Source organism: Paenibacillus sp. 2TAF8, from assembly GCF_052114825.1.
Taxonomy (GTDB): Bacteria; Bacillota; Bacilli; order Paenibacillales; family Paenibacillaceae; genus Paenibacillus.
This window is the reverse complement of the sequence record NZ_JBFRFN010000021.1, coordinates 70,546-91,959: the sequence shown is the minus strand read 5'-3', so window position 1 is coordinate 91,959 and position 21,414 is coordinate 70,546. Positions and strand designations below refer to the sequence as shown.

Sequence of the window (21,414 nt, the reverse complement as noted above, 5' to 3'; positions counted from 1 at the left end):
CTGATCTAGAAAAGGTGGCTAAACTTCTGTTACAGCAGGATGAGATTGCTACTGTCTGAACGGAATAAGTCTAACTCTGCCAATGCTAAATCAGTAGGACATATTAGCATTATTTTACATGGACGGTATGGGTGTCCCCTTATTTACACTTCTGATAACGTTATAGAAAAAATCTATTAGAAGCACGGTTGACCGGTTTACCGGGCAGTGATAAGCTGTGTGAAATTAAAACAAACCAAACTCATAGGAATAATCAATTTTTAAGTTTTAAGCTGTTTGCTCATTGATTTAGATACGCTACATTCTTGTTCCATCAAATCACCTTATTTCAGGGAAGGCGGAGTACACATGACAGCAAAACGGAGTTTGAAGTTTGGAGCCATCATTCATGGCGTTGGGGGAAGCAACACAACCTGGAGACATCCGGAGGTTTTGTCTGATGCGAGCGTAAACTTTGGATTTTACAAACGTCAGGCGCTGAAGGCAGAAGAAGGCAAGTTTGATCTGGTATTCATTGCAGACGGCCTGTATATTACGGAAAAATCCATTCCTCACTTCCTGAATCGCTTTGAGCCGATCAGCATTCTTTCCGCTCTTGCTGCGGTAACTTCACGCATTGGTCTTGTGGGCACACTCTCCACATCCTACAGTGATCCATTTACAGTCGCCAGACAGTTCGGTTCGCTTGATCTGATCAGTGACGGTCGTGCAGGCTGGAACGTGGTGACCTCCCCCTTGGAAGGTACCGCAAAAAATTACAGCAAAAGTCATCATCCAACCCATCCGGAGCGTTATCGTATTGCTAAGGAATATTTACAAGTGACCAAAGGATTGTGGGATTCTTGGGAAGACGATGCATTTGTAAGAGACAAGGAGAGCGGTGTGTTCTTCGATCCATCCAAACTGCACACCCTGAACCATGAAGGGGAGTTCTTCTCTGTACAGGGGCCATTGAATATTGCTCGTTCACGGCAGGGACAGCCGGTTATTTTCCAGGCAGGTTCTTCGGAGGATGGCAAAACGCTGGCGGCACAGGAAGCGGATGCGGTATTCACTGGACACGATAATATAGAAGATGCAAAGGCATTTTATAAGGACGTCAAAACACGGGCAGCAGCTTATGGGCGTTCAGCACAAGATATTGTTATTTTGCCAGGCATTAATCCGATTGTGGGACGAACGGCAGAGGAAGCGGAACAGAAATATCAGGAGATCGCTAGTCTTGTAACCATTGATAAAGCATTGGACTACTTGGGACGTTTCTTCGAGCATCATGATTTCTCCCAATATCCGCTGGATGAACCGTTCCCTGAACTGGATGGCATAGGCAGCAACAGCTTCCGCAGTGGAACAGACAAGATTAAAAAAGATGCCAAAGAACAGGGGTTAACGCTGCGCGAAGTTGCTTTACGGGCGGCAACACCACGGAGTCAATTCTTGGGCACACCAGAGCAGGTAGCAGACAAAGTCCAAGAATGGTTCGAGGCGGAAGCGGCAGACGGATTCATCATTGCTTCGGAGTTGCCTAGCGGATTGTCCGACTTTGTGGAGTTGGTGGTGCCAATTCTACAAGGACGCGGTATCTATCGTACGGACTATGAGCATGATACGCTGCGTGGCAATTTGGGTGTTCAGGTGCCTGTAAACCGTTATACAGCAGCGAGAACACAGGAAGAGTCGAACGTTATCTAACCGAATGCCGAATGTTCTCTAAATCGAACATCATTCAATCGATTTCATTAATGCTATTAAAGATGCGATATATCTAATCTGCGTAAAATGAAATACAAATACATCTGGATCACAGGGCTAATAAAGTTGATAAAGTTAATGAGTCATTTTTATCTTAAAACCTACTTTTCTCATGGGAAATATTAAGTATATACAATCTGCATACCGTAGCACATTAATGACACCTGTATACACAGAGGGGGAAGCGATATATGAACAGGTCTATCTCATGGACAAAAATGGTGGCATTGGCAGTAGCATTGGTGATGGTTTTGTCCGGATGCGGAGCAGCAACAGGGGGCAAAACCAGCGGTGCGGCACAGGCTTCTGCCGGTGGGGGTCAGGCTGGTAATGCAGAAGGGGGTAACCTCACCTTTGCGCTGGCGACTTCACCGGATACGCTCGACCCTCATCGTAGCGGTCTTGCGGTAGCTGTACGAGCGATTCGCACGATCTACGACAATCTGGTGGTGCAGCTGCCCGATGGTTCCATCAAACCTTGGCTTGCCAAGGAATGGAGTGTATCGAAGGACGGCAAAAGTTATACGTTCAAGCTGCGTGAAGACGTGAAGTTCCATGACGGAACCCCGTTTAACGCCGAAGCGGTGAAGTACAATCTGGATCGGGTGATTGATCCGGCCACCAAAGCTGCCAACTCCCTTGCCCTGATTAGACCCTATAGCTCCTCGGAGGTCATTGATGAATATACGATTAAGGTAAATCTGGATTCTCCTTCGCAAGCATTTCTCGGTAACCTAAGTCAGGCATTACTTGGAATCGTATCTCCAACCGCTGCGAAGAAATATGGGGATCAACTGGGCAAAAATCCGGTAGGCACAGGCCCGTATACCTTTGTGAAATGGGATGAAAATGCGGATATCGTTGTAGCCAAAAACAAGGATTACAACTGGGGCCCGGATACGGTCGAAAACAAAGGCACTCCTCATATCGATACGATCACGTTTAAGATTGTACCGGAAGAAGCAACACGCATCGGAAGTGTGCAGAGTAAGCAGGTGCTTGCCGCAGAGACTGTACCACCACAAAATATCGCTGCGCTGAAAAGTGATCCGAACCAGCAATTGTTGCAAGCCAACACCGTTGGACTGCCGTATACCCTCTTTTTCAATCTGCGCAAGGCACCTTGGGATGATGTAAAAGTAAGGCAAGCGGTACAATCCGCTGTAGACGTGGAGTCCATTGTGAAAACCTTGTATCTGGGTAACTACGAACGTGCATGGTCTGCATTGTCTCCAGGCATTCTCGGCTATGACAAAGCGCTTGAAGGAAGCATCACCCCGGATATCAACCACGCAAACCAGCTACTGGATGAGCAGGGCTGGGTTAAGGGGGCTGACGGAATTCGTGTCAAAGACGGGAAGAAGCTGACCCTGCGTTATGTAGATGGCTCCCCTAACCGGGAGAAACGCAATGACATTGCTGCAATCATCCAGCAACAGCTGAAACCGCTGGGCATTGCGGTAGAAGTGGTGATTACCAAAGACATTGCTACCGTGATCTATCAGAACTGGGATTATGATCTATACGGCAACAGCCAGGTCAACTCCGATCCGAATGCCTTGTATGCCTTCTATCACACCAGTGCGGAAGGGGAACGTCCGACATTATCCGGTTTATCTGATCCAAAGATCGATCAACTTCTGGAGCAGGGAGCGGTAGAGACCGATTCGGCGAAAAGGGTAGACATCTACAGTCAGATTCAGAAATATCTCATTGAACAGGCGGTTATTTTGCCAATCTACGTATTTCCGTATACCGTGGCTGCATCCAAAAACGTTGAAGGTATTAAGTTTGATTCACTCGGTTATCCACTCTTTAATGATGTACGTATTCAGCCATAGTGCACGTTAGGTTATCCAGTCTCATCATTCCAACAAGGCATACAGCCTGTTGCGGATTCAGAAAGGAGCCATCCCGGTATGATTCAACTGATCTTGTCACGGCTAGCAACTTCGCTTCTCGTTATATTTGGAGCTTCGGTGCTGGTGTACTGCATCATGTATCTTCTGCCGGGTGATCCGGTGCTGCTTATGCTGGACCCGTCCTCGGCTACTCCGGAGATGATTGCAAATCTCCGGGCACAGCTTGGGCTGGATCAACCATTTTATATCCAGTTTGCGAACTATTTTGGCGATATGTTACGCGGGGATTTTGGTCAATCCATGGTCAACTCCGATCCGGTATTGCCGAAAATTGTGGAGCATTTCCCGGCAACGCTGGCATTAACGGCACTCAGCTCACTGATTGCCATCACGATCGGAATTACACTTGGCGTTCTGTCAGCCATTCATCGGAATGGTGTAATTGATGTTTTGGCTCGGCTCGTTGGATTGTTCGGCATCTCGATGCCAACGTTCTGGACCGGCATTCTGCTTATTCTGTTGTTTTCCGTGCAACTCGGCTGGTTCCCGGCGATGGGTTCGGATGGATTCAGTTCATTGGTGCTTCCGGCAGCTACGCTCGGACTTGTCGGAGCAGGATTTATTTTGCGGATGGTGCGTAACAGCATGCTTGAAGTGATTAACGAACCGTTTATTATTGCTTTACGAGCCAAAGGATTATCTGAACGTGCCATCATGTATGGTCATGCGCTCCGTAATGCGTTGATCCCCGCCGTAACGGTCATTGGTATGTTGATAGGGGATTTGCTGGCAGGAACGGTAGTGGTAGAGACCGTATTCTCCAGACAGGGGATCGGTCGTATTATTGCCGATGCGCTGATGGCGAAGGATCTGCCGGTGGTGCAGGGTGTTGTGTTTTTTACATCCATCATCTATGTCGTGTTGAATTTGCTTGTAGACATCTCGTATTCCTACATTGATCCTCGGGTTCGGCGGGAGGTCCGTACATGATATAGATCAGAAACATCGTATCAGGAGGATGCAGCATGTGAAGCAGCAGGGAAGGAGGCGTTAATAGATATGAATATGAAACCTTTGGCTGGTGACAAAAAGGCATGGACAGGAAGCGCAGCAAGTGCAGGAAGTGTAGGAAAAGCACGCCTGTGGAGGTGGAATCGCCTGTCTTGGCAGCGCCGCGTTTCATCCGCAGTATCGCAATTGTTTTTGTATACCGCCCTGCTCATCGTCATCTTCACTGTGGCCTGTGCCATCGTGCCTGGCTGGATTGCGCCTTATGATCCAACACAGATGATGACGGATGCCATTCTACAGGCTCCTTCTGTTGCACACCTGTTCGGTACAGATTATTTCGGCCGGGACATCTTCAGTGTGGTTGTGCATGGCAGCAGGGACTCCTTGCTGATTGGTTTTGCTTCCGTGCTTGTTGGCGGTCTCGTCGGCAGTGCTCTTGGCATCCTTGCGGGATATGCGGGAGGACTGGTTGATACGATAACGATGCGGGCGGTGGATATTCTCATGGCCGTACCGGGTGTATTACTCGCCCTGTCTGTTGCTGCGGCGCTTGGGCCAGGACTGCTGAATATTGCCCTGGCTGTTGCAGTAGCTTCGATACCAGGTTATGCAAGGGTGATGCGCGGTCAGGTGATGTCCGTCAAAAATCTCCCCTTCATTACAGCCACACGTTCACTAGGTGGTTCCAATGCCCGCATTTTCTGGAAACATGTGCTGCCACATTCCTTGTCTCCGCTACTCGTGATGGCAACGCTGGGTGTAGGTACATCCATCCTGACGGGGTCTGGACTCAGTTTCCTCGGGCTCGGAGTACTGAAAGAAATTCCGGATTGGGGTGCACTGCTGTCCCAAGGTAGAGGTTATTTGACCGTAGCTTGGTGGATTTGCACATTCCCGGGTCTGGCCATTACATTGTTTGTCTTGGCTGTAAATCTGATTGGGGACGAAATTCGCGATCGACTCGATCCAAAAGTAAAAGGAGCGGCTTGACCGCTATTCCAAGGAGGAAAATAACATGTCACATGTTGTCATTATCGCCGGAACACCGTCCAAGCGTTCAAGGTTGACGGGACTCACGGATTATAGTAACCATACGTTAAGCAAGGCAGGCATTTCCGTTGAAGTGATACAGGTAACCGATTTGCCGGCTGAAGATCTGGTGCAGGCCAAGTTCGACAGTCCGGCCATTCAGGATGCACTTGCCATTGTCGATGCAGCGGATGCCGTTATTGTGGCTACTCCTGTATATAAGGCAGCTTATTCGGGGGTACTCAAGCTGTTTCTTGACCTGATTCCACAAGAAGGACTACGGGATAAGGTAACCCTCCCCCTGGTTATTGGCGGTTCGATTGCACATTTGCTTGCCATTGATTATGCATTGAAGCCTGTGCTTACAGCACTCGGCGGGCGCCATATTCTTGGCGGCGTATACGCGGTGGATCAAGCGATTGAACGCAATGAGGACGGAACATTTACACTTGCAGCAGATATTACTGCACGTTTAGATCGGTCTCTGGAAGAATTAAGATTGACACTGGAAAAGGATGGTATTACGATATCCTAAAACCAAGTAATTTTATAGGGAAATAAGATGATGCGGAGGCGCCTATGAATGTTGAAAACATTGAAGCGTTTGTATATATCAATCATTACGGAAGCTTCAATAAGGCGGCTGAAGTACTCTTCTTGTCCCAGCCTTCGGTGACAGCACGTATTCAATCACTGGAAAGAGAGCTGGGATGCAAGCTGTTCGACCGACTAGGCAAGCAGATTGTGCTGACGGATGAAGGCCGCAAATTTTTGCCGTATGCGCAGCAGGTGCTGCAAGTGATCCAGAAGGGCAAACAGAAAATTCAGCAGCGGAGAACGACACCTGAGGCATTGCGCCTCGGAAGTACTGTGTCAGTGTCCAACTATGTCATCCCCGATTTTCTGCCCCGAATCAAGGAGTCGTACCCCGAAGTCAACATTAAACTGACAACAGCCACAACGGATCAATTGATTGCCAAACTGCTCGGTCAAGAGATTGATCTGGCGTTTGTACGCAAGGTCATGCACCCTTCAATCCGCACCGTTGCTTTTTACGAAGATCCGATACAGCTATACGTGTACAGAGGGCATCCTTTCATTGAAAGCGGACATGTCAGCATGGAGGCGATCCGGAATGAACAGCTGGTCTTTTTCGAATGTGGCTCTCTGGACTGGCTTCGGATTCACCGAGCCTTCGACTCCTTGGAGTATCCGCCGGATATTACATATCATGTCGATAATTCGGAAACAGCGAAAAAACTGGTCATGCAAGGTGCGGGCATTGCTTTCCTCCCGGGGTTAGCAGTAAAGAAAGAGGTACAGCGTCAGGAGCTGTTCCCGATTCAAGTCCATGAGGTGGCAGGTGTATCACTACAGATCAGTGTGGTGACTTTAAAAGAAGAATATTCGCCATTTGCAGAGCCTTTTGGAGAACTGCTGCGGCAATTGTAGATGGAAAGGTGAATCAGTTCTCACCGCTATATATCCGATAAATTAAGCTTGAAAGGAGGGCACAGAATACGATGAAAAGTGATCTGGAGCAGACGAAAGGGCAGCTTGTACAGCGGGAGGAAGAGCAACAGCAAGTTGAGCAGAGAGAGCTACAGCAGGAAGCAGGGCAAACTTTGGATGACCAACATGTGCTGCCATGGGTACAGAATACGGAGCAAGAGCAAGAGCTCGCGGCATATCTGACCGGAATTCGGCGACATCTACATCGCAATCCGGAGCTTTCCGGTGAGGAAAAGGAAACGACAGCAGCCATTCGCAACTGGCTGGAAGAGGAAGGTGTTCACCTTGCCGATGAGTATAAACTGCGGACAGGGCTTGTTGCTGAGGTTGGGCGGGGAAACGGTCCTGTCGTTGCGCTGCGAGCGGACATTGATGCCTTGCCTATTCAGGAGGAAACCAAGCTGGAGTTTGCATCGCAGATTGCGGGCCGAATGCATGCATGCGGGCACGATGCGCACACCGCTATTTTGATTGGAGCTGCGCGGTTGCTGAAGCAGCGTGAATACAGTTTGCCCGGGAAAGTGCGATTGATTTTTCAACCTTCAGAGGAGAAGGCAATAGGTGCACGGCAAGTCATCCAGAGCGGCGCATTCGCCGATGTTCGGGCTATATTTGGTTTGCACAATAAACCGGATCTGCAAGTAGGTACAGTGGGCATTCGTGAAGGGGCATTGATGGCTGCAGCGGATGGATTTGTCGTTAAAGTGCAGGGCGTGGGCACCCATGCGGCTGTACCCGAGGCTGGCATCGATCCAATTGTGGTTGCTTCACATATCGTCATCGCGTTGCAGGCCATTGTCAGCCGGAATGTAGGTGCTCAGGAGAGTGCTGTACTCAGCGTTACGAAAATGAACAGCGGTACGGCCTGGAATGTCATCCCGGAGGAAGCGATACTTGACGGCACAGTACGCACGTTTGACGAGAAGGTGCGCGCCCGTATCCGGGAACGTTTCAATCAGGTCGTAGCTGGCGTGGCTGCAGCCTACGGCACAACGGCGACGGTACGCTGGATTCAGGGGCCGCCTGCTGTGGTCAATGATGAATTGCTGGCATTGGATGCAGAACAAGTCGTGCGTGAGCTGGGGTTAAATCATGTCAGACCGCTGCCTTCACCGGCAGGAGAGGATTTTTCCTTTTATCAAAAAGAAGTGCCGGGCCTGTTTCTCTTTCTCGGGACATCGGGACCGCACGAGTGGCATCATCCGGGCTTTGATGTAGATGAGCGGGCGCTACCGATTGGTGCATACCTGCTGGCAGGGCTGGCTGAACAGGCTTTGAAACGTCTGCAAGCTTAAAAGGCACTGATGTTGAAAAGAAAGTAGACGTTTAATTTGAATTCAAAGTGTATTCTTGTTCTCGATCTGTAACATTTGCTTCGGAGCTGGCGCTAGTCGTCAGCTCTGTTTTGTTTTATTTTCAAAAATCGGGGAATCCGCAGGGACTTTTCAGTTATTCTAACACCGGAGTGTACGCGTAAAATCGGGTTGTACAACAGGCATAGATGGAAATATTTGTTGACGACCCCCAATGAGTGTGCTATATTTTTCTCGTCCTTTAATCGTAATTATTACTATTAAATACATAAGTTGACCTATTTATTTACACAGAAACGGAGAGGACAGAAAAAACCTGAGAAAGCGTAGCGGTCGCCTTTATCATCGGATTTTTCCCTTTGGAAAAGGGAATCAAAAAAAATCTGGAGATAACAGCGATGGGAAGGTTATTCTGTCATCGGAGTGCTCCGTGTAAACTTTCTTAGTTTAACTTATGTAGAGCAAGCAACGGAGAACTTCAATTCGAGTCTAAAGAACAGGAGCCGCCGCCGCGATGAAACAAGAGATTGATTTTATCAAATGTAATCCGACGCAGAACATGACCCTTCTGGTAAGGACGGATCACGCAGCCGAACATTACAGTGATATCGCTTCCAGCCTGATGTCCTATGATCACGTTTACGCTGAACAAGTCGGGTTCATCAAGCAGCCACGAAGGCCAGAAGCCGTTGCCCGTCTGGAGATGGCAGGAGGGGAGTTTTGCGGCAATGCTTGTATGGCACTGGCAGCCCATATTGCAGCAGAAGCAGGGCTGGATAAGAAAGCGTTTATGAATATCAAGCTGGATGTTTCAGGTACAGAGCACTTAATCAGCTGTCAGGTGAAGCGGCGAGAGCATCGGTATGATTGCCGGGTTACGATGCCGGTTCCCGATCAGATCGAGCGGCGGAAGATTACGTTTGAAGGTATGGAGCTGGATATTGTCATTGTCCGGTATGCCGAATTCATTCACATCGTGATTGAAGTGCAGGACGTTGATGACCTGATGAAGCGAAGGGCAGAACATCTCGCACGGTTACTGGGACTCACGATGGGAGATAAAATGATTGGTGTTTTGTTATATCACCCCGCTACGAAAGAGATGGCGCCCCTTATTTATGTCCCGCAGCTGGACAGTCTGATCTGGGAGAGAGGTTGCGGATCAGGTACGGCCTCTGTAGGTGCTTATCAGGCCTGGCTTAGACAGAGCGAAGTCACCCAGTTGGTCAAACAACCTGGAGGTATAATTAAGGTGAGCGCTCAGTGGGAGGCCCAAGGAGTGAAGGCCATTACGATTGAGGGAACTGTTGGTATTGTTGCCTATGGCACGGCTTTCATTGATACCTTACAGGAGCAGAGCAGGAGCGTCGTAGAGGTCTGAGCGAATACCTGAGACTGAGATGTAAGAGGTTGACCATAACAAGGTTCAGGAGGAGAGATTTTGATAACGTTAATGCACTTTGAGACGAGACTTCGAGTGTTTGTTGAACAATTCGGCAAGCTTGCGGTCAGATATGATCAGACGCTTGAGCATAGCGCTGAACTGGAAGCGGTGATTAATGAGTATGCATGGTTTGTGACCGACCCTGATCACAAGATCGCTTGGGGGATGTTGAGGCAAGCCGAACTGCAGGAGCTTGATCCGCTAGTTCAGGCTCTAAGACAAAAGTCCGCTCAGTGCGTCGCGATTATGGAGAAATATCGGGCATTGAAGCTGCAGGATGGAGAAGTGCAGATTGCGGATTATTTTAAAAATATCGAAGAGTGCATCGACAAAGAGTTTGGCAGCTTTCAGGTGACACCTCAATCCAAAGTGCTACTGGTGGGTTCCGGTTCATTTCCGATGACCCCTTTACTAATCGCTAAACGTACCGGAGCCGAGGTGGTTGGCATTGATATCGATGCAGAGGCGATCACGCTTGGGCGAAAAGTGGTGGAGAAGCTTGGGGCAGGCTTGAACATTCGTTTAGAGCAGCAACTGCTGGAGGATCTGGCGTATACCAGGCAGGCGACACATATTATTTTCAGCTCCACGGTGGCTAACAAGTATGACTTGCTCGATCAATTATACGCATTGACCAATGAACAAGTCGTTGTAGCTATGCGGTATGGCAATGGGTTGAAATCACTGTTTAATTATCCTATGAAAGAGACGGACGGCAACAAATGGAGATTGGCAGATAACATTCTACGCCCGCATGATGTGTTCGATATCGCGTTGTATCAGAAGGCGTAAGACGTCGAGTGAAGTGTACTTTGGTCTATGATTTGTTTACAGGGAGGTATGTATGAACGGCGTTGAAAAAGTTCTGTTATGCGGCACGGGTCCTGTGTCCATTCAGCTTGCGGTAATCTTGAAAATACATCTGGGCTGTCATGTGGGTATGGCGGGCAGGCAATCGGTGCGGTCAGCATCGTTCTTTGCATCACTGGAACAGAGCCAGCAACAGGTTCAGGTGACGATTCAAAATGAGAAGCATCGACCCTTCGCCGGGGGATGTACAGTGGATCAAGTATTTAAAGGATACAACACCCTTGAAGGGGAGTGGGATACACTAATATTGGCAGTCACCACGGATGCTTATATCGATGTACTCCAAGAAATCAATGATGAGTTCATTAAACAACTGAAATACGTTATTTTGGTTTCCCCTACCTTTGGTTCCAGTCTCCTGGTGAGTCAGTATTTGCTTGAGCGAAATGCTTCCCCGGAAATCATCAGCTTTTCCACCTACCTGGGCGATACTCGCTGGATGCATGAACAACCGTCGAATGAAGTGATCACCACGGGGGTCAAAAGGAAGGTGTACATTGGCTCCACGGTTCCCTCTTCAACCTATGTACAGCAATTAAGAGATTTATTCCAGCGGTTGCATATTTCACTCGCCGTCATGTCTTCTCCACTGGAAGCCGAAACAAGGAATATTTCGCTGTACGTACACCCACCGTTGTTTATGAACGAATTTTCGCTAGAGGCCATTTTTGGTGAGCAAGGTGTTCAAAAATATGTTTATAAGCTTTATCCCGAAGGGCCGATTACACCCAAGCTCATTTGTAGTATGCGGTCACAGTGGCAGGAGATCCGGCAGATTACAGACAGACTTCATATTCAGGGAGTGAACCTGTTGCAGTTTATGACGGATGACAATTATCCGGTTCGATTAGAGAGTTTATCACGTCAGGATATCGAGAAATTTGATCAGTTACAGGCCATCCATCAGGAGTTTTTATTATACATACGGTATGCCTCGTTATTGATTGATCCCTTCTCGGAGCCGGATGCTGCTGGCACATATTTTGACTTCTCGGCCGTGCCGTTCCGCCGAATGTTTATAAACCGCGAGGGTGAACTCGATGTACCGAGAATGCCCAAGGAAGATTACTACCGCATCAAAATGATTCAGGGCATCGCGAGACATGTGAAAGTTGATTGTCCAACGATAGATCGTTTCATTGCCACATATGAAGCTAAGCTTCAGGAAGTGGCGCGTACACATCCAGATCAGCGTCTGTCGACTGCGTTTGTGATCCAGTCGTTTGGGCAGGATATTCGCATGATTTGCGCGGGCTTGAGGGGATAACAGGGATCGGAGGTTATTCTGACCGAGGAGTGGTCTTGTGTAAAGGATTAATTTAAATTTTATTTGTTTATCAGGGGGAACTATGGTGAGAAAAAGACGTACTTTTATACGGGTAATAACACTGGTCGCTGTCATTGCGATGGTTTCAGGCTGTGCTCAGAATGCCGCCAAGGAGAATACTCGAGCGGCATCAGTAAACAGCGAGGTCAATAATGAAATCATCTACGCTTCTGCCAAAGATATTAATGATATGAACCCACATTTGTACACAGGTTCGATGCCTGCGCAAGGCATGATGTATGAATCTCTGGTAGAGAACACGGCTGAGGGAATCAAACCATTGCTGGCCGAATCATGGGACATCTCCAAGGACGGCAAAACGTATACCTTTCATCTGCGCAAAGGGGTGAAGTTCCATGACGGCGAGCCCTTTAACGCCGAAGCGGTCAAACAGAATATCGAAGCGGTTCAGGCCAATGCCGAGAAACATGCCTGGATCAAGCTCTCCACTAAGCTGAAGGATGTCAAAGTGAAGGACGAATACACCGTGGAGCTGGATCTGTCAGATGCCTATTATCCGACGCTCGTGGAGTTGTCCATGACCAGGCCATATGTCTTTATCTCACCAAAGGATTTCAAAAACGGTGGAACCAAGGACGGCGTGAACGGTTTCCATGGAACTGGGCCGTACAAGTTGACCGGGCATAAGGTTGAAGAAAATGCCACCTTTGAAGCCAATACGGAATACTGGGGCGGTGAACCTGCCATTCAGAAAATCACGGCCAAAGTGCTTCCCGCTGGTGAAACGACATATTTGGCGCTGCAAAAAGGCGAAATCAACTTTGTCTTCACGGATGACCGCGGTGCAGACAGCATTGACGTAGAAGCGATGGATCAGCTGGCAGCATCCGGCGAATATCAGGTGGTGCGAAGTGATGCGATGAATACGGCGATGATTGTCGCGAATAGCAGCAAGCAGAACAGCCCGGTTCATGAAAAAGCTGTGCGGGAGGCGTTATGGATCGGTATCGATCGGGAGACGATCAGCAAGGATATTTTTAATGGCACACAGACGGCAGCCAATACTTTATTTTCATCCAATGTGAACTACGCCAACGTCGACTTGAATGTTCGAACGTATGATCCGGAAGAAGCCAAACGTCTACTGGATCAGGCGGGCTGGACTTTGGCAGAGGGCAAAACCGTACGTGCGAAGAACGGCCAACCCTTAGTTATGAAACTGTATTATGACAGCAACTCGTCCTCTCAGAAAATGCAGGCGGAGTTCATCCAATATGCGATGAAAGAGATCGGTATGGAACTGGATCTGACAGGCGAAGAGTCCTCTTCCATTGCGAACCGAAGAGCGACGGGGGAATATGATCTGTTGTTCAACCAGACCTGGGGACTTGCGTATGACCCGCAGAGCACCATCGCCGCGTTCACATCGGATTCAGCATACAAACATACGACAAGTGGCATTGCTGAAGCGGATGAACTGTACCGGAAGATTGATCAGGTGATGAGTTCAACCGACGATGACTCAACAACGGAGCTTCATCATGGAGAATCGAGAAAAGCACTTTATGCGGATATTTTAAACATCGTACATGATGAAGCGGTGTTCATCCCGCTTACGAACGGGCGTGTCACCGTTGTTGCTCCGACACGTCTGCAAGGGATTACCTTTAAACAGACACAGTATGAATTGCCGTTTGAGAAGATGAAATTCGAGTAGAGGGGAGAGGGCTATGGGGAGTTATATTGCCAAACGACTGCTGCTGACCATCCCTTTACTAATTGTTATTTCTTTGATTACATTTCTGTTGATCAATCTCTCCCCACTCGACCCGGCAGTCGTTGTGCTGCAGGCACAGGATGTACCGCAGATCACCGATGAACTGATCGCTCAAACGAATGAAGCGCTGGGTTTTAACCAGCCTTTCCTCGTTCGTTATATGGACTGGATGGCGGCCGTTGTGCAGTTTGACTTTGGATATTCTTATGTGTCCGGTGAGTCGGTGTGGTCTTTAATCGGGCCGGCTTTACTGAACACGTTAAAGCTTACGCTCGTATCATCCGTCTTCATCATCCTGTTATCCATAGGGCTTGGCGTGCTCTGTGCCTTGAACGAAGGGAAGCTGCTGGATCAATCCGTTAGAGGTGTGTCCTTTTTCCTGACAGCGATGCCGTCTTATTGGCTTGCGGCCATCCTGATCTGGTATTTTTCGGTGAAACTAGACCTGCTGCCGACCAGTGGCATGGACTCTTATCGCAGCTACATTCTGCCTGTGCTGGTGATCACGGTCAGTTATACGGGCATTTATTTTCGAACGGTACGCAGTGCAATGCTGAGCAACATGAATGAGGATTATGTGTTATATGCCCGCGCGAGCGGCATTAGCGAGCGGAAGGTCATGCTGCACATACTGCGTAACTCCTTGCAAGTCGCGGTGTCGATCTTCTGCATGGCGATTCCGATAGTACTAGGCAGCACGGTTGTCATTGAAAATGTATTTGCATGGCCGGGTCTTGGCCGGCTGAGTGTAAAGTCGATTCTGAGCCGGGATTTTCCGATCATTCAGGCGTATGTGCTTATTTTGGCAGTAACGTTTGTGTTATTTAACATGCTTTCGGACATGATCAATGCAGCGCTGAATCCTCGTTTAAGAAAGGAAATCTGATGCGACTATTCAAAAATCTGAAGCGTGATAAACTTGCCGTGACCTCTCTTGTCGTTATTGTCGTGACCATTGCTCTGGGCATCTGTGCGCCTCTCGTTGCACCTCATGACCCTGGAGCCGTCAACATGAAACTGCGCTATGCCTCACCTTCCTGGCCCTATCTGTTAGGCAATGATCACCTTGGTCGATGCGTCTTATCCCGAATGATCTACGGTATCCGTCCGAGTGTGCTATGGGTGCTGGCGGCACTCGCTTTTTCTGTACTGGTTGGTGCGGCTGCAGGATTTGTCGCAGGGTATTTCAAAGGTAAAGTGGATGCGTGGTTGATGCGAATCTGTGACATTATGCTGTCTTTTCCCGGATATGTGATGACTCTGGCGGTGGTTGGTATTTTGGGGGCGGGGCTTGAAAATATTCTGATCGCGTTTGTCTGTATAAAATGGGCCTGGTTTGCGCGTGTCATTCGTACATCCGTGATGCAATTCTCTGACATGGACTATGTGAAATTCGCCAAAGCTTCGGGTATACCGAGCCTAACCATCATTATACGTCACATCATTCCAGTAACGTTTGCCGATATCGCCGTGATTTCCAGTGGCGCGATGTGTTCCATGATGCTGCAGGTGTCGGGGCTATCCTTTCTGGGACTGGGCATTCAGGCGCCCCATGCGGAGTGGGGCATGATGTTGAATGAGGCGAGAGAAGTCATGTTCTCCAGACCTGAACTGATGCTTGCGCCGGGGCTTGCGATTGTTGTGGTGGTATCGGCTTTTAACTTTTTATCAGATGCACTTCAGGTGGCGTTGGACCCGAAATTAATGACCTCTCCAGGCAATCCGGATAAATCTCGTGAAAGAGAGGTGAGACAGGCAGCCTATGAATATAGTCGAGGTTGAGCATCTGAAAGTATGGGATACGCATACAGATCAGGCCATTATTCATGACAGTTCATTTACGGTGCGGCAGGGGAGCTGCATGGCGATTGTCGGGGAGAGCGGAAGCGGAAAATCGGTCACATGCAGAGCGCTGATGCGGCTGAATAAGCCCAATATGCGCCAATCGGGAAAGATGCTGTTTCGGGGCGAGGACCTGAACCAACTTTCGGAACAAGAGATGCAGCGTAGAAGAGGCAAGCGACTGTGTATGATTTTGCAGCATGGGATGAGTGCATTTGATCCTTCGTGTGTGGTCGGTGTACATATCCGGGAGACGTTGCAGACGCATTATCGCTGGAACACCCGTGAGCTGGAGCAAAGAATGCGGCTCGCAATGGAAAGTGTCATGCTCCGAAATCCGATGGACATCCTGAACAAATATCCCCATCAGTTGTCTGGCGGCATGTTGCAACGAATCATGATTGCACTCGCTCTTGTGCTGGAACCGGATCTGATTATTGCGGATGAGCCAACCACGGCGCTGGACACGATCTCCCAATACGAAGTGCTGGAGCAGCTGATTCAGCTGCGTGAACGTATGGGGTGCTCCATGATCTTTATCTCACATGATCTCGGCGTTGTGCAGAAAATTGCGGATGATGTTATGGTCATGAAAGACGGCAAGATTGTGGAGCAGGGCAGCATACTGTCTGTTTTGCAGGAGCCTGCACATGCGTATACCCGCTATCTCGTATCTACCCGACTGGAGTTGAGCAATCATTTCAAAGCATTGATGCAGGGGGAATCATAGATGCTAACGGTAGAGCAGGTTGAGAAATCATATGTCCAAGGCGGACTGTTCTCGAAGCGTCGGCAGCAGGTGTTGAAAAAGGTGACCTTGGAATGCCGGCATGGTGAATGCCTCGGCATTATTGGTGAAAGCGGCAGCGGCAAATCCACTTTAGGTCGGTTGATGCTTGGACTGGAAAGCCCGGATCGAGGTGCTATCCGGCTGGATGGAGAAGATGTGAAGGATCGGCGAGTACGGATGGGCCGCATCAGCGCGGTTTTTCAAAACTATACCTCCTCCATCAATCCGTTTCTTACGGTGCAGGATGCGATTATGGAGCCGATGAAGGTACTCCAAAAGTCAGGACAAGGACAGCAGATTAACGCAAAAGTAGATACACTGCTTGCCCAAGTTGGACTGGACTCATCATACCGGCTCAAGTACCCGCATGAGCTGTCCGGTGGGGAAGCACAACGAGTCTGCATCGCGAGAGCGGTGTCGACGGAACCGCAGTACCTTGTGTTGGACGAAGCCGTCAGCTCGCTGGATGTGTCGGTTCAGATTCAGGTTTTGCAATTGCTAAAATCGTTGAAGAGCTTATACAAGATGAGTTATGTCTTCATTACGCACGACATTCAGGCGGCAGCCTATATCTGCGACAGGTTTGTTTTTTTCAGAGAAGGCCAGATTGAAGAAACGGTTGCGGTTGATCAGTTAAGGCATGTGCAGTCCGACTATGCTCAACAATTGTTGAGCCATCTCATTTCACTATAGCGTGGAGAAGTAGGGGAGACGGTTGTGATTGAAAGGGGGAACAATTGTTGTGAGTGGGGCAATGTCATGGCCTTTTTTGCGTTTGTACATTTTGGTGCTACTCTACTTCAGTGCCAATGCCATTCTGAATGTGATTATTCCGTTGCAGGGGGCATTCCTCGGTGCTAGCAGCACAACGATCGGGCTGATTATGGGTGCGTATATGTTTACAACGATGTTTTTCAGACCGTGGGCGGGTAAAATTATTCAAAAGCACGGGCCGATCAAAATACTGCGTTTTATTCTGATTATCAATGGCTTTGCCTTGATTCTCTACACGTTTACAGGACTTGGTGGTTATCTGATTGCCCGTATTTTACAAGGCGTATCGACGGCCTTTTTTTCCATGGCGCTGCAGATTGGCATCATTGATGCACTACCGGAGAAAGAGCGTTCTCAGGGCATCTCCTATTATTCACTGTTCAGCTACATTCCGGGCATTGTTGGCCCGGTGCTTGCTTTAGCCATTTGGCAGACCGGAGGCATGGATTATTTTACAGTGGTGTTAATCGGAATCGCGGTCTGTACGGGTGTATTCGGATATACAGCCAAGATAGAAAAACATAAGGAACAACTACAGTCCGCTACAGATGCATCCGGGCAGAACGTGAGTATGTGGGAGTCCTTCGGCCAGCTGGTGAAAAATCCATTGTTGTTCCGCTGTAGTATGCTGATGCTGAGTGCATCGGTGGTATTTGGCGCGGTCACTACATTTATTCCGCTGTATGCGAGTCAGATTAATAGCGGCAATGCCGGCGTATACTTGATGCTGCAGGCGGGTACAGTGGTGCTGGCTCGAATCGCACTCCGCAAACGCATTCCTTCGGACGGGAAGTGGCATTCACCGTTTATCATGACCACGATGCTTTTGCTGGCTGTTGCGGCACAATGTGTGAGTTTTTCCGTTACGGGAGGCATACTCTTCTTTTATTCGGGTGCCGTTCTGATGGGGATCGCTCAAGCCATTTTGTATCCAACGCTCACGACGTATCTGTCCTTTGTTTTGCCTCAGCTGAACCGCAATGTACTCATGGGTTTGTTTATTGCGACGGCTGATTTAGGCATTTCGCTGGGTGGTGCAGTCATGGGGCCAATCGCTGACATGTCTTCCTATTCATTTATGTACACGATCTGTGCTATTCTAGGAGCGGTAATGATCGTTTTTGCCTATGAACGGCGTAAAGCGACTACCGGAACCTCATGAGCTGACGGCCAGGGAACGGGAACGTGGGTACGTGGGTACGTGTTAGAGAAAGCAGGTATGAACTATTGAAATCTTCTATAACAACAACATCCAGTGGAAAATTAGACCCGGTATCGTTTTCCTTTATCGGGTTTTACATACTGGCTTTTTTGTTTTTTGCGGCGAATGCGGCGTTGACGATTATTTTGCCTTTGCGCAGTGAAATGGCCGGGCTAAATCAGGCTGAAATTGGTCTGATGATGGGCAGTTACATGTTCACCTGCATGCTGCTCCGACCATTTGCGGCACAGATGCTGGGCAAGTATGGACCGCTCCGGGTTATGCGATGGCTGCTGATGTTACATGCCGGGACGTTGCTACTGTTTATTGTATCCGGGGTAGAAACGTACCTGTGGCTACGGGCATTGCAGGGCGTGGCGACCGCATTTTTTTCAATGACGATGCAGGCAGGCATTGTAGAAAGACTGGAGGATAAGGATCGTGCGCAAGGCCTGGCGATGTACACCTTGTTTACGATGGTGCCTTCGCTAGTCATCCCGATTCTGGCCGTGCAAATCTGGCAAAACGCCAGTGAGCTTGCGTTTACGCTGTTGATGATTGGACTGGCGGCATTACCCATGTTGCTCGGATACAAGGTGGATTTACCACAGAGCACGGTGCAGAACAAAACGTATACGCTGGGGGATATGCTTCGCTCGTTCAGTGGCATCTGGCGCAGTACACCCCTGCTCGTCAGCAGTGTGGTCATGCTGTTTGCTTCCTGTGTTTTCGGAGCGACAGCGACGTTTCTTCCGCTCTATATGGTATCGACAGGTGTAGCGAGTGCGGGTATCTTTTTGACGATTCAGGGTCTGGTGGTGATCCTATGCCGATTTATTTTACGCAAAAAAATACCTTCGGACGGCAGCTGGAATACGTGGCTTATGGCAGGTCTGATGTTATCTGCGGCGCTCGGGACACAGCTGCTTAGCCTGATGGATACACTGGGGCCGTTTGTGTATATTTCTGCAGTGTTTAGCGGGTTTGCGCTGGCGTTGCTATATCCCACCCTGACCACGTATTTATCCTTTGTATTGCCTGCGGATTCGAGATACGTGCTTATGGGCATATTTATGTCCTCGTACGACCTCGGTTTTTCGCTGGGCGGGCTGGCGATGGGCATTGTAGTGCAGATCAGCTCTTATTCAGCCATGTTTACGGTTTGTACGATGATTTCTGTTGCCGCATTGATTGTCGTGGTGTTTTTCAGACAGCGGATGGAAGCCGGGAATAAGCCTATTACTGCGTCAGCGAGTCAGTGAGTTGAGTTGGAAGACAGAAGGAAAGACAAGGGTATGGTGTAGATTTAGGTAAGGTACGGAAGAAGGTAAAGGAAGCGGCACAGGTCGCAAGCAATAGGGTTATACAAACAGGAGCTACAGATGAAGAGCTACAGGTAAAGACTTACTGATTAATAGTTACAAATAAAGAATTACAAATAAAGAATTACAAATAAAGAGTTACAGATAAAGCTTATGGGTTCTTCTGCGAAGCGCATTACGAATGCGAATGCGAATGTGCAGGGGAGTCATAAGCTTTTTTTATTATTTTTTTTGCACGAGACACGAAAAAAGATTTGACAACGGCGCCAAGCAGGATTATAGTCATTGTTGTTAATCGTAATTATTACTATTAAACAAAAATCCACCTATCAAGATGGATTGTACCTATAAGGAGTAGATCATATGACACAAAAGCAAATACCGGTAACCGTTCTTAGCGGTTATCTTGGGTCAGGTAAAACAACGGTTCTGAATCATGTGTTGCACAATCGGCAAGGGCTGAAAGTTGCTGTGATCGTGAACGACATGAGTGAGGTCAACATTGATGCGGCTATGGTGAAAGGGGAGGCTACACTCTCTCGTACCGAAGAGAAACTGGTGGAAATGTCTAACGGCTGCATATGTTGCACCCTCCGTGATGATCTGATGCAGGAGATCAAAAAGCTGGTGAACGAAGGCAAGTATGACTACATTCTGATCGAGTCGACAGGTATTAGCGAACCTGTTCCGGTAGCACAGACATTTACATACGCCGATGAAGAGACAGGCATCGATCTGACACGTCTAGCGAAGCTGGATTGTCTCGTCACTGTCGTTGATGCCAACCGGTTCTGGCATGATTATGCCTCAGGGCAAAGCTTGCTTGATCGGAATCAGGCGACTGGAGAGGAAGATACTCGTGATGTGGTCGATTTGCTCATTGATCAGATTGAGACCTGTGATGTGTTGCTACTGAACAAATGTGATCTCGTGGAAGAAGCGGAACTTCACAAACTGGAGGGCATAATCCGTAAGTTGCAACCGAGTGCCAAAATCATTCGTACGGTGAACGGACAGGTGAATCCGGTGGAGATTTTGAATACGGGACGATTTGATTTTGAGAAAGTGAGTATGTCGGCTGGCTGGATTCAGGAGTTGGAAAAAGAGTCCCACACACCAGAGACTGAAGAATACGGTATTGGATCATTTGTGTACCGCCGCAGGAAGCCGTTTCATCCTTCCCGTCTGGCTGAATTCATGAGCTACTGGCCGGAGGAGGTTGTACGTGCCAAAGGGCTGGTATGGCTTGCGGCTGAAGGGGATGTGGCTGCCAGTCTGAGTCAGGCAGGGCCATCCATCCAGTTTGGGCCTGTCGGGCATTGGGTTGCTGCACTGCCGGAAGCGGACAAGGAAGAGATTTTGCGGACAGAGCCGGATGTGCTTGCAAAATGGGATGCCGAGTGGGGCGATCGCCAAACGGAATTGGTCATGATCGGAATTGATATGGAGCGTTCTATCATTGAGGATGAACTGGATCAATGTCTGCTCAGTGATGAAGAGATGCTGGCAGATTGGAGACATTTTGATAACCCGTTGCCTTGGCCTGTCGAGGCTGTGTAATAGAGGCTTGAAGGTGTAAGGGAAGAAGGGCTGTAGGAGCTATAAGTGATCTGGGCGTTACAGCAGG

Annotated in this window: 18 protein-coding genes; all 18 read left to right on the top strand. The window is 48.7% G+C overall.

All coding sequences use genetic code 11. The annotated features are described in order from the left end of the window. Positions 1 to 348 precede the first annotated feature (348 nt). Positions 349 to 1,692: an LLM class flavin-dependent oxidoreductase gene (locus tag AB4Z30_RS24180; protein WP_441929986.1), complete on the top strand. Its 1,344-nt coding sequence runs from the start codon at positions 349 to 351 to the stop codon at positions 1,690 to 1,692. A 251-nt stretch (positions 1,693 to 1,943) separates the two neighbouring features. Continuing rightward, complete coding sequence (locus AB4Z30_RS24175) at positions 1,944 to 3,593, top strand: ABC transporter substrate-binding protein (RefSeq protein WP_441929985.1); 1,650 nt, start codon at positions 1,944 to 1,946, stop codon at positions 3,591 to 3,593. Positions 3,594 to 3,671: 78 nt separating this feature from the next. Further along, entirely contained in the window at positions 3,672 to 4,604 is a 933-nt protein-coding gene (locus AB4Z30_RS24170) for an ABC transporter permease (protein ID WP_441929984.1), read from the top strand. Between the two features lie 69 nt (positions 4,605 to 4,673). Continuing rightward, positions 4,674 to 5,615 (top strand): ABC transporter permease, encoded by a 942-nt coding sequence (locus AB4Z30_RS24165; protein ID WP_441929983.1) that lies wholly within the window; start codon positions 4,674 to 4,676, stop codon positions 5,613 to 5,615. A gap of 25 nt (positions 5,616 to 5,640) precedes the next feature. Then, positions 5,641 to 6,189, top strand: a complete 549-nt coding sequence (gene ssuE / locus AB4Z30_RS24160) for an NADPH-dependent FMN reductase (protein ID WP_441929982.1) — start codon at positions 5,641 to 5,643, stop codon at positions 6,187 to 6,189. A gap of 44 nt (positions 6,190 to 6,233) precedes the next feature. Next, on the top strand, positions 6,234 to 7,106 hold the full coding sequence (locus tag AB4Z30_RS24155; protein WP_441929981.1) for a LysR family transcriptional regulator: 873 nt from the start codon (positions 6,234 to 6,236) through the stop codon (positions 7,104 to 7,106). Between the two features lie 71 nt (positions 7,107 to 7,177). Further along, positions 7,178 to 8,461, top strand: coding sequence for an amidohydrolase (locus AB4Z30_RS24150; protein ID WP_441929980.1), 1,284 nt, complete (start codon positions 7,178 to 7,180; stop codon positions 8,459 to 8,461). A 532-nt stretch (positions 8,462 to 8,993) separates the two neighbouring features. Further along, positions 8,994 to 9,860, top strand: a complete 867-nt coding sequence (locus AB4Z30_RS24145) for a diaminopimelate epimerase (protein WP_441929979.1) — start codon at positions 8,994 to 8,996, stop codon at positions 9,858 to 9,860. 60 nt (positions 9,861 to 9,920) lie between these two features. Further along, the gene (locus tag AB4Z30_RS24140; RefSeq protein WP_441929978.1) at positions 9,921 to 10,715 is read left to right on the top strand and encodes a nicotianamine synthase family protein; all 795 of its coding nucleotides are present in this window, start codon (positions 9,921 to 9,923) and stop codon (positions 10,713 to 10,715) included. Positions 10,716 to 10,767: 52 nt separating this feature from the next. Beyond that, positions 10,768 to 12,060 carry an opine metallophore biosynthesis dehydrogenase gene (locus AB4Z30_RS24135; RefSeq protein ID WP_441929977.1) on the top strand — a complete coding sequence of 431 codons (1,293 nt, stop codon included), beginning with the start codon at positions 10,768 to 10,770 and terminating at the stop codon, positions 12,058 to 12,060. Between the two features lie 82 nt (positions 12,061 to 12,142). Further along, positions 12,143 to 13,798: a staphylopine-dependent metal ABC transporter substrate-binding lipoprotein gene (cntA, locus tag AB4Z30_RS24130; protein WP_441929976.1), complete on the top strand. Its 1,656-nt coding sequence runs from the start codon at positions 12,143 to 12,145 to the stop codon at positions 13,796 to 13,798. Positions 13,799 to 13,811: 13 nt separating this feature from the next. Further along, on the top strand, positions 13,812 to 14,744 hold the full coding sequence (gene opp1B / locus AB4Z30_RS24125) for a nickel/cobalt ABC transporter permease (protein ID WP_441929975.1): 933 nt from the start codon (positions 13,812 to 13,814) through the stop codon (positions 14,742 to 14,744). Then, on the top strand, positions 14,744 to 15,640 hold the full coding sequence (gene cntC / locus AB4Z30_RS24120; protein ID WP_441929974.1) for a staphylopine uptake ABC transporter permease subunit CntC: 897 nt from the start codon (positions 14,744 to 14,746) through the stop codon (positions 15,638 to 15,640). The genes opp1B and cntC overlap by 1 nt, the downstream gene beginning before the upstream one ends. Next, a complete protein-coding gene (cntD, locus tag AB4Z30_RS24115; protein WP_441929973.1) occupies positions 15,621 to 16,430 on the top strand; it encodes a staphylopine uptake ABC transporter ATP-binding protein CntD in 810 nt (269 codons plus the stop codon). The genes cntC and cntD overlap by 20 nt, the downstream gene beginning before the upstream one ends. Then, on the top strand, positions 16,431 to 17,183 hold the full coding sequence (locus AB4Z30_RS24110; RefSeq protein WP_441929972.1) for an ABC transporter ATP-binding protein: 753 nt from the start codon (positions 16,431 to 16,433) through the stop codon (positions 17,181 to 17,183). Positions 17,184 to 17,232: 49 nt separating this feature from the next. Further along, complete coding sequence (gene cntE / locus AB4Z30_RS24105; RefSeq protein ID WP_441929999.1) at positions 17,233 to 18,426, top strand: staphylopine family metallophore export MFS transporter CntE; 1,194 nt, start codon at positions 17,233 to 17,235, stop codon at positions 18,424 to 18,426. Positions 18,427 to 18,491: 65 nt separating this feature from the next. Continuing rightward, entirely contained in the window at positions 18,492 to 19,727 is a 1,236-nt protein-coding gene (gene cntE, locus AB4Z30_RS24100; protein WP_441929971.1) for a staphylopine family metallophore export MFS transporter CntE, read from the top strand. A gap of 423 nt (positions 19,728 to 20,150) precedes the next feature. After that, positions 20,151 to 21,347 carry a GTP-binding protein gene (locus AB4Z30_RS24095; RefSeq protein WP_441929970.1) on the top strand — a complete coding sequence of 399 codons (1,197 nt, stop codon included), beginning with the start codon at positions 20,151 to 20,153 and terminating at the stop codon, positions 21,345 to 21,347. Positions 21,348 to 21,414 lie beyond the last annotated feature (67 nt).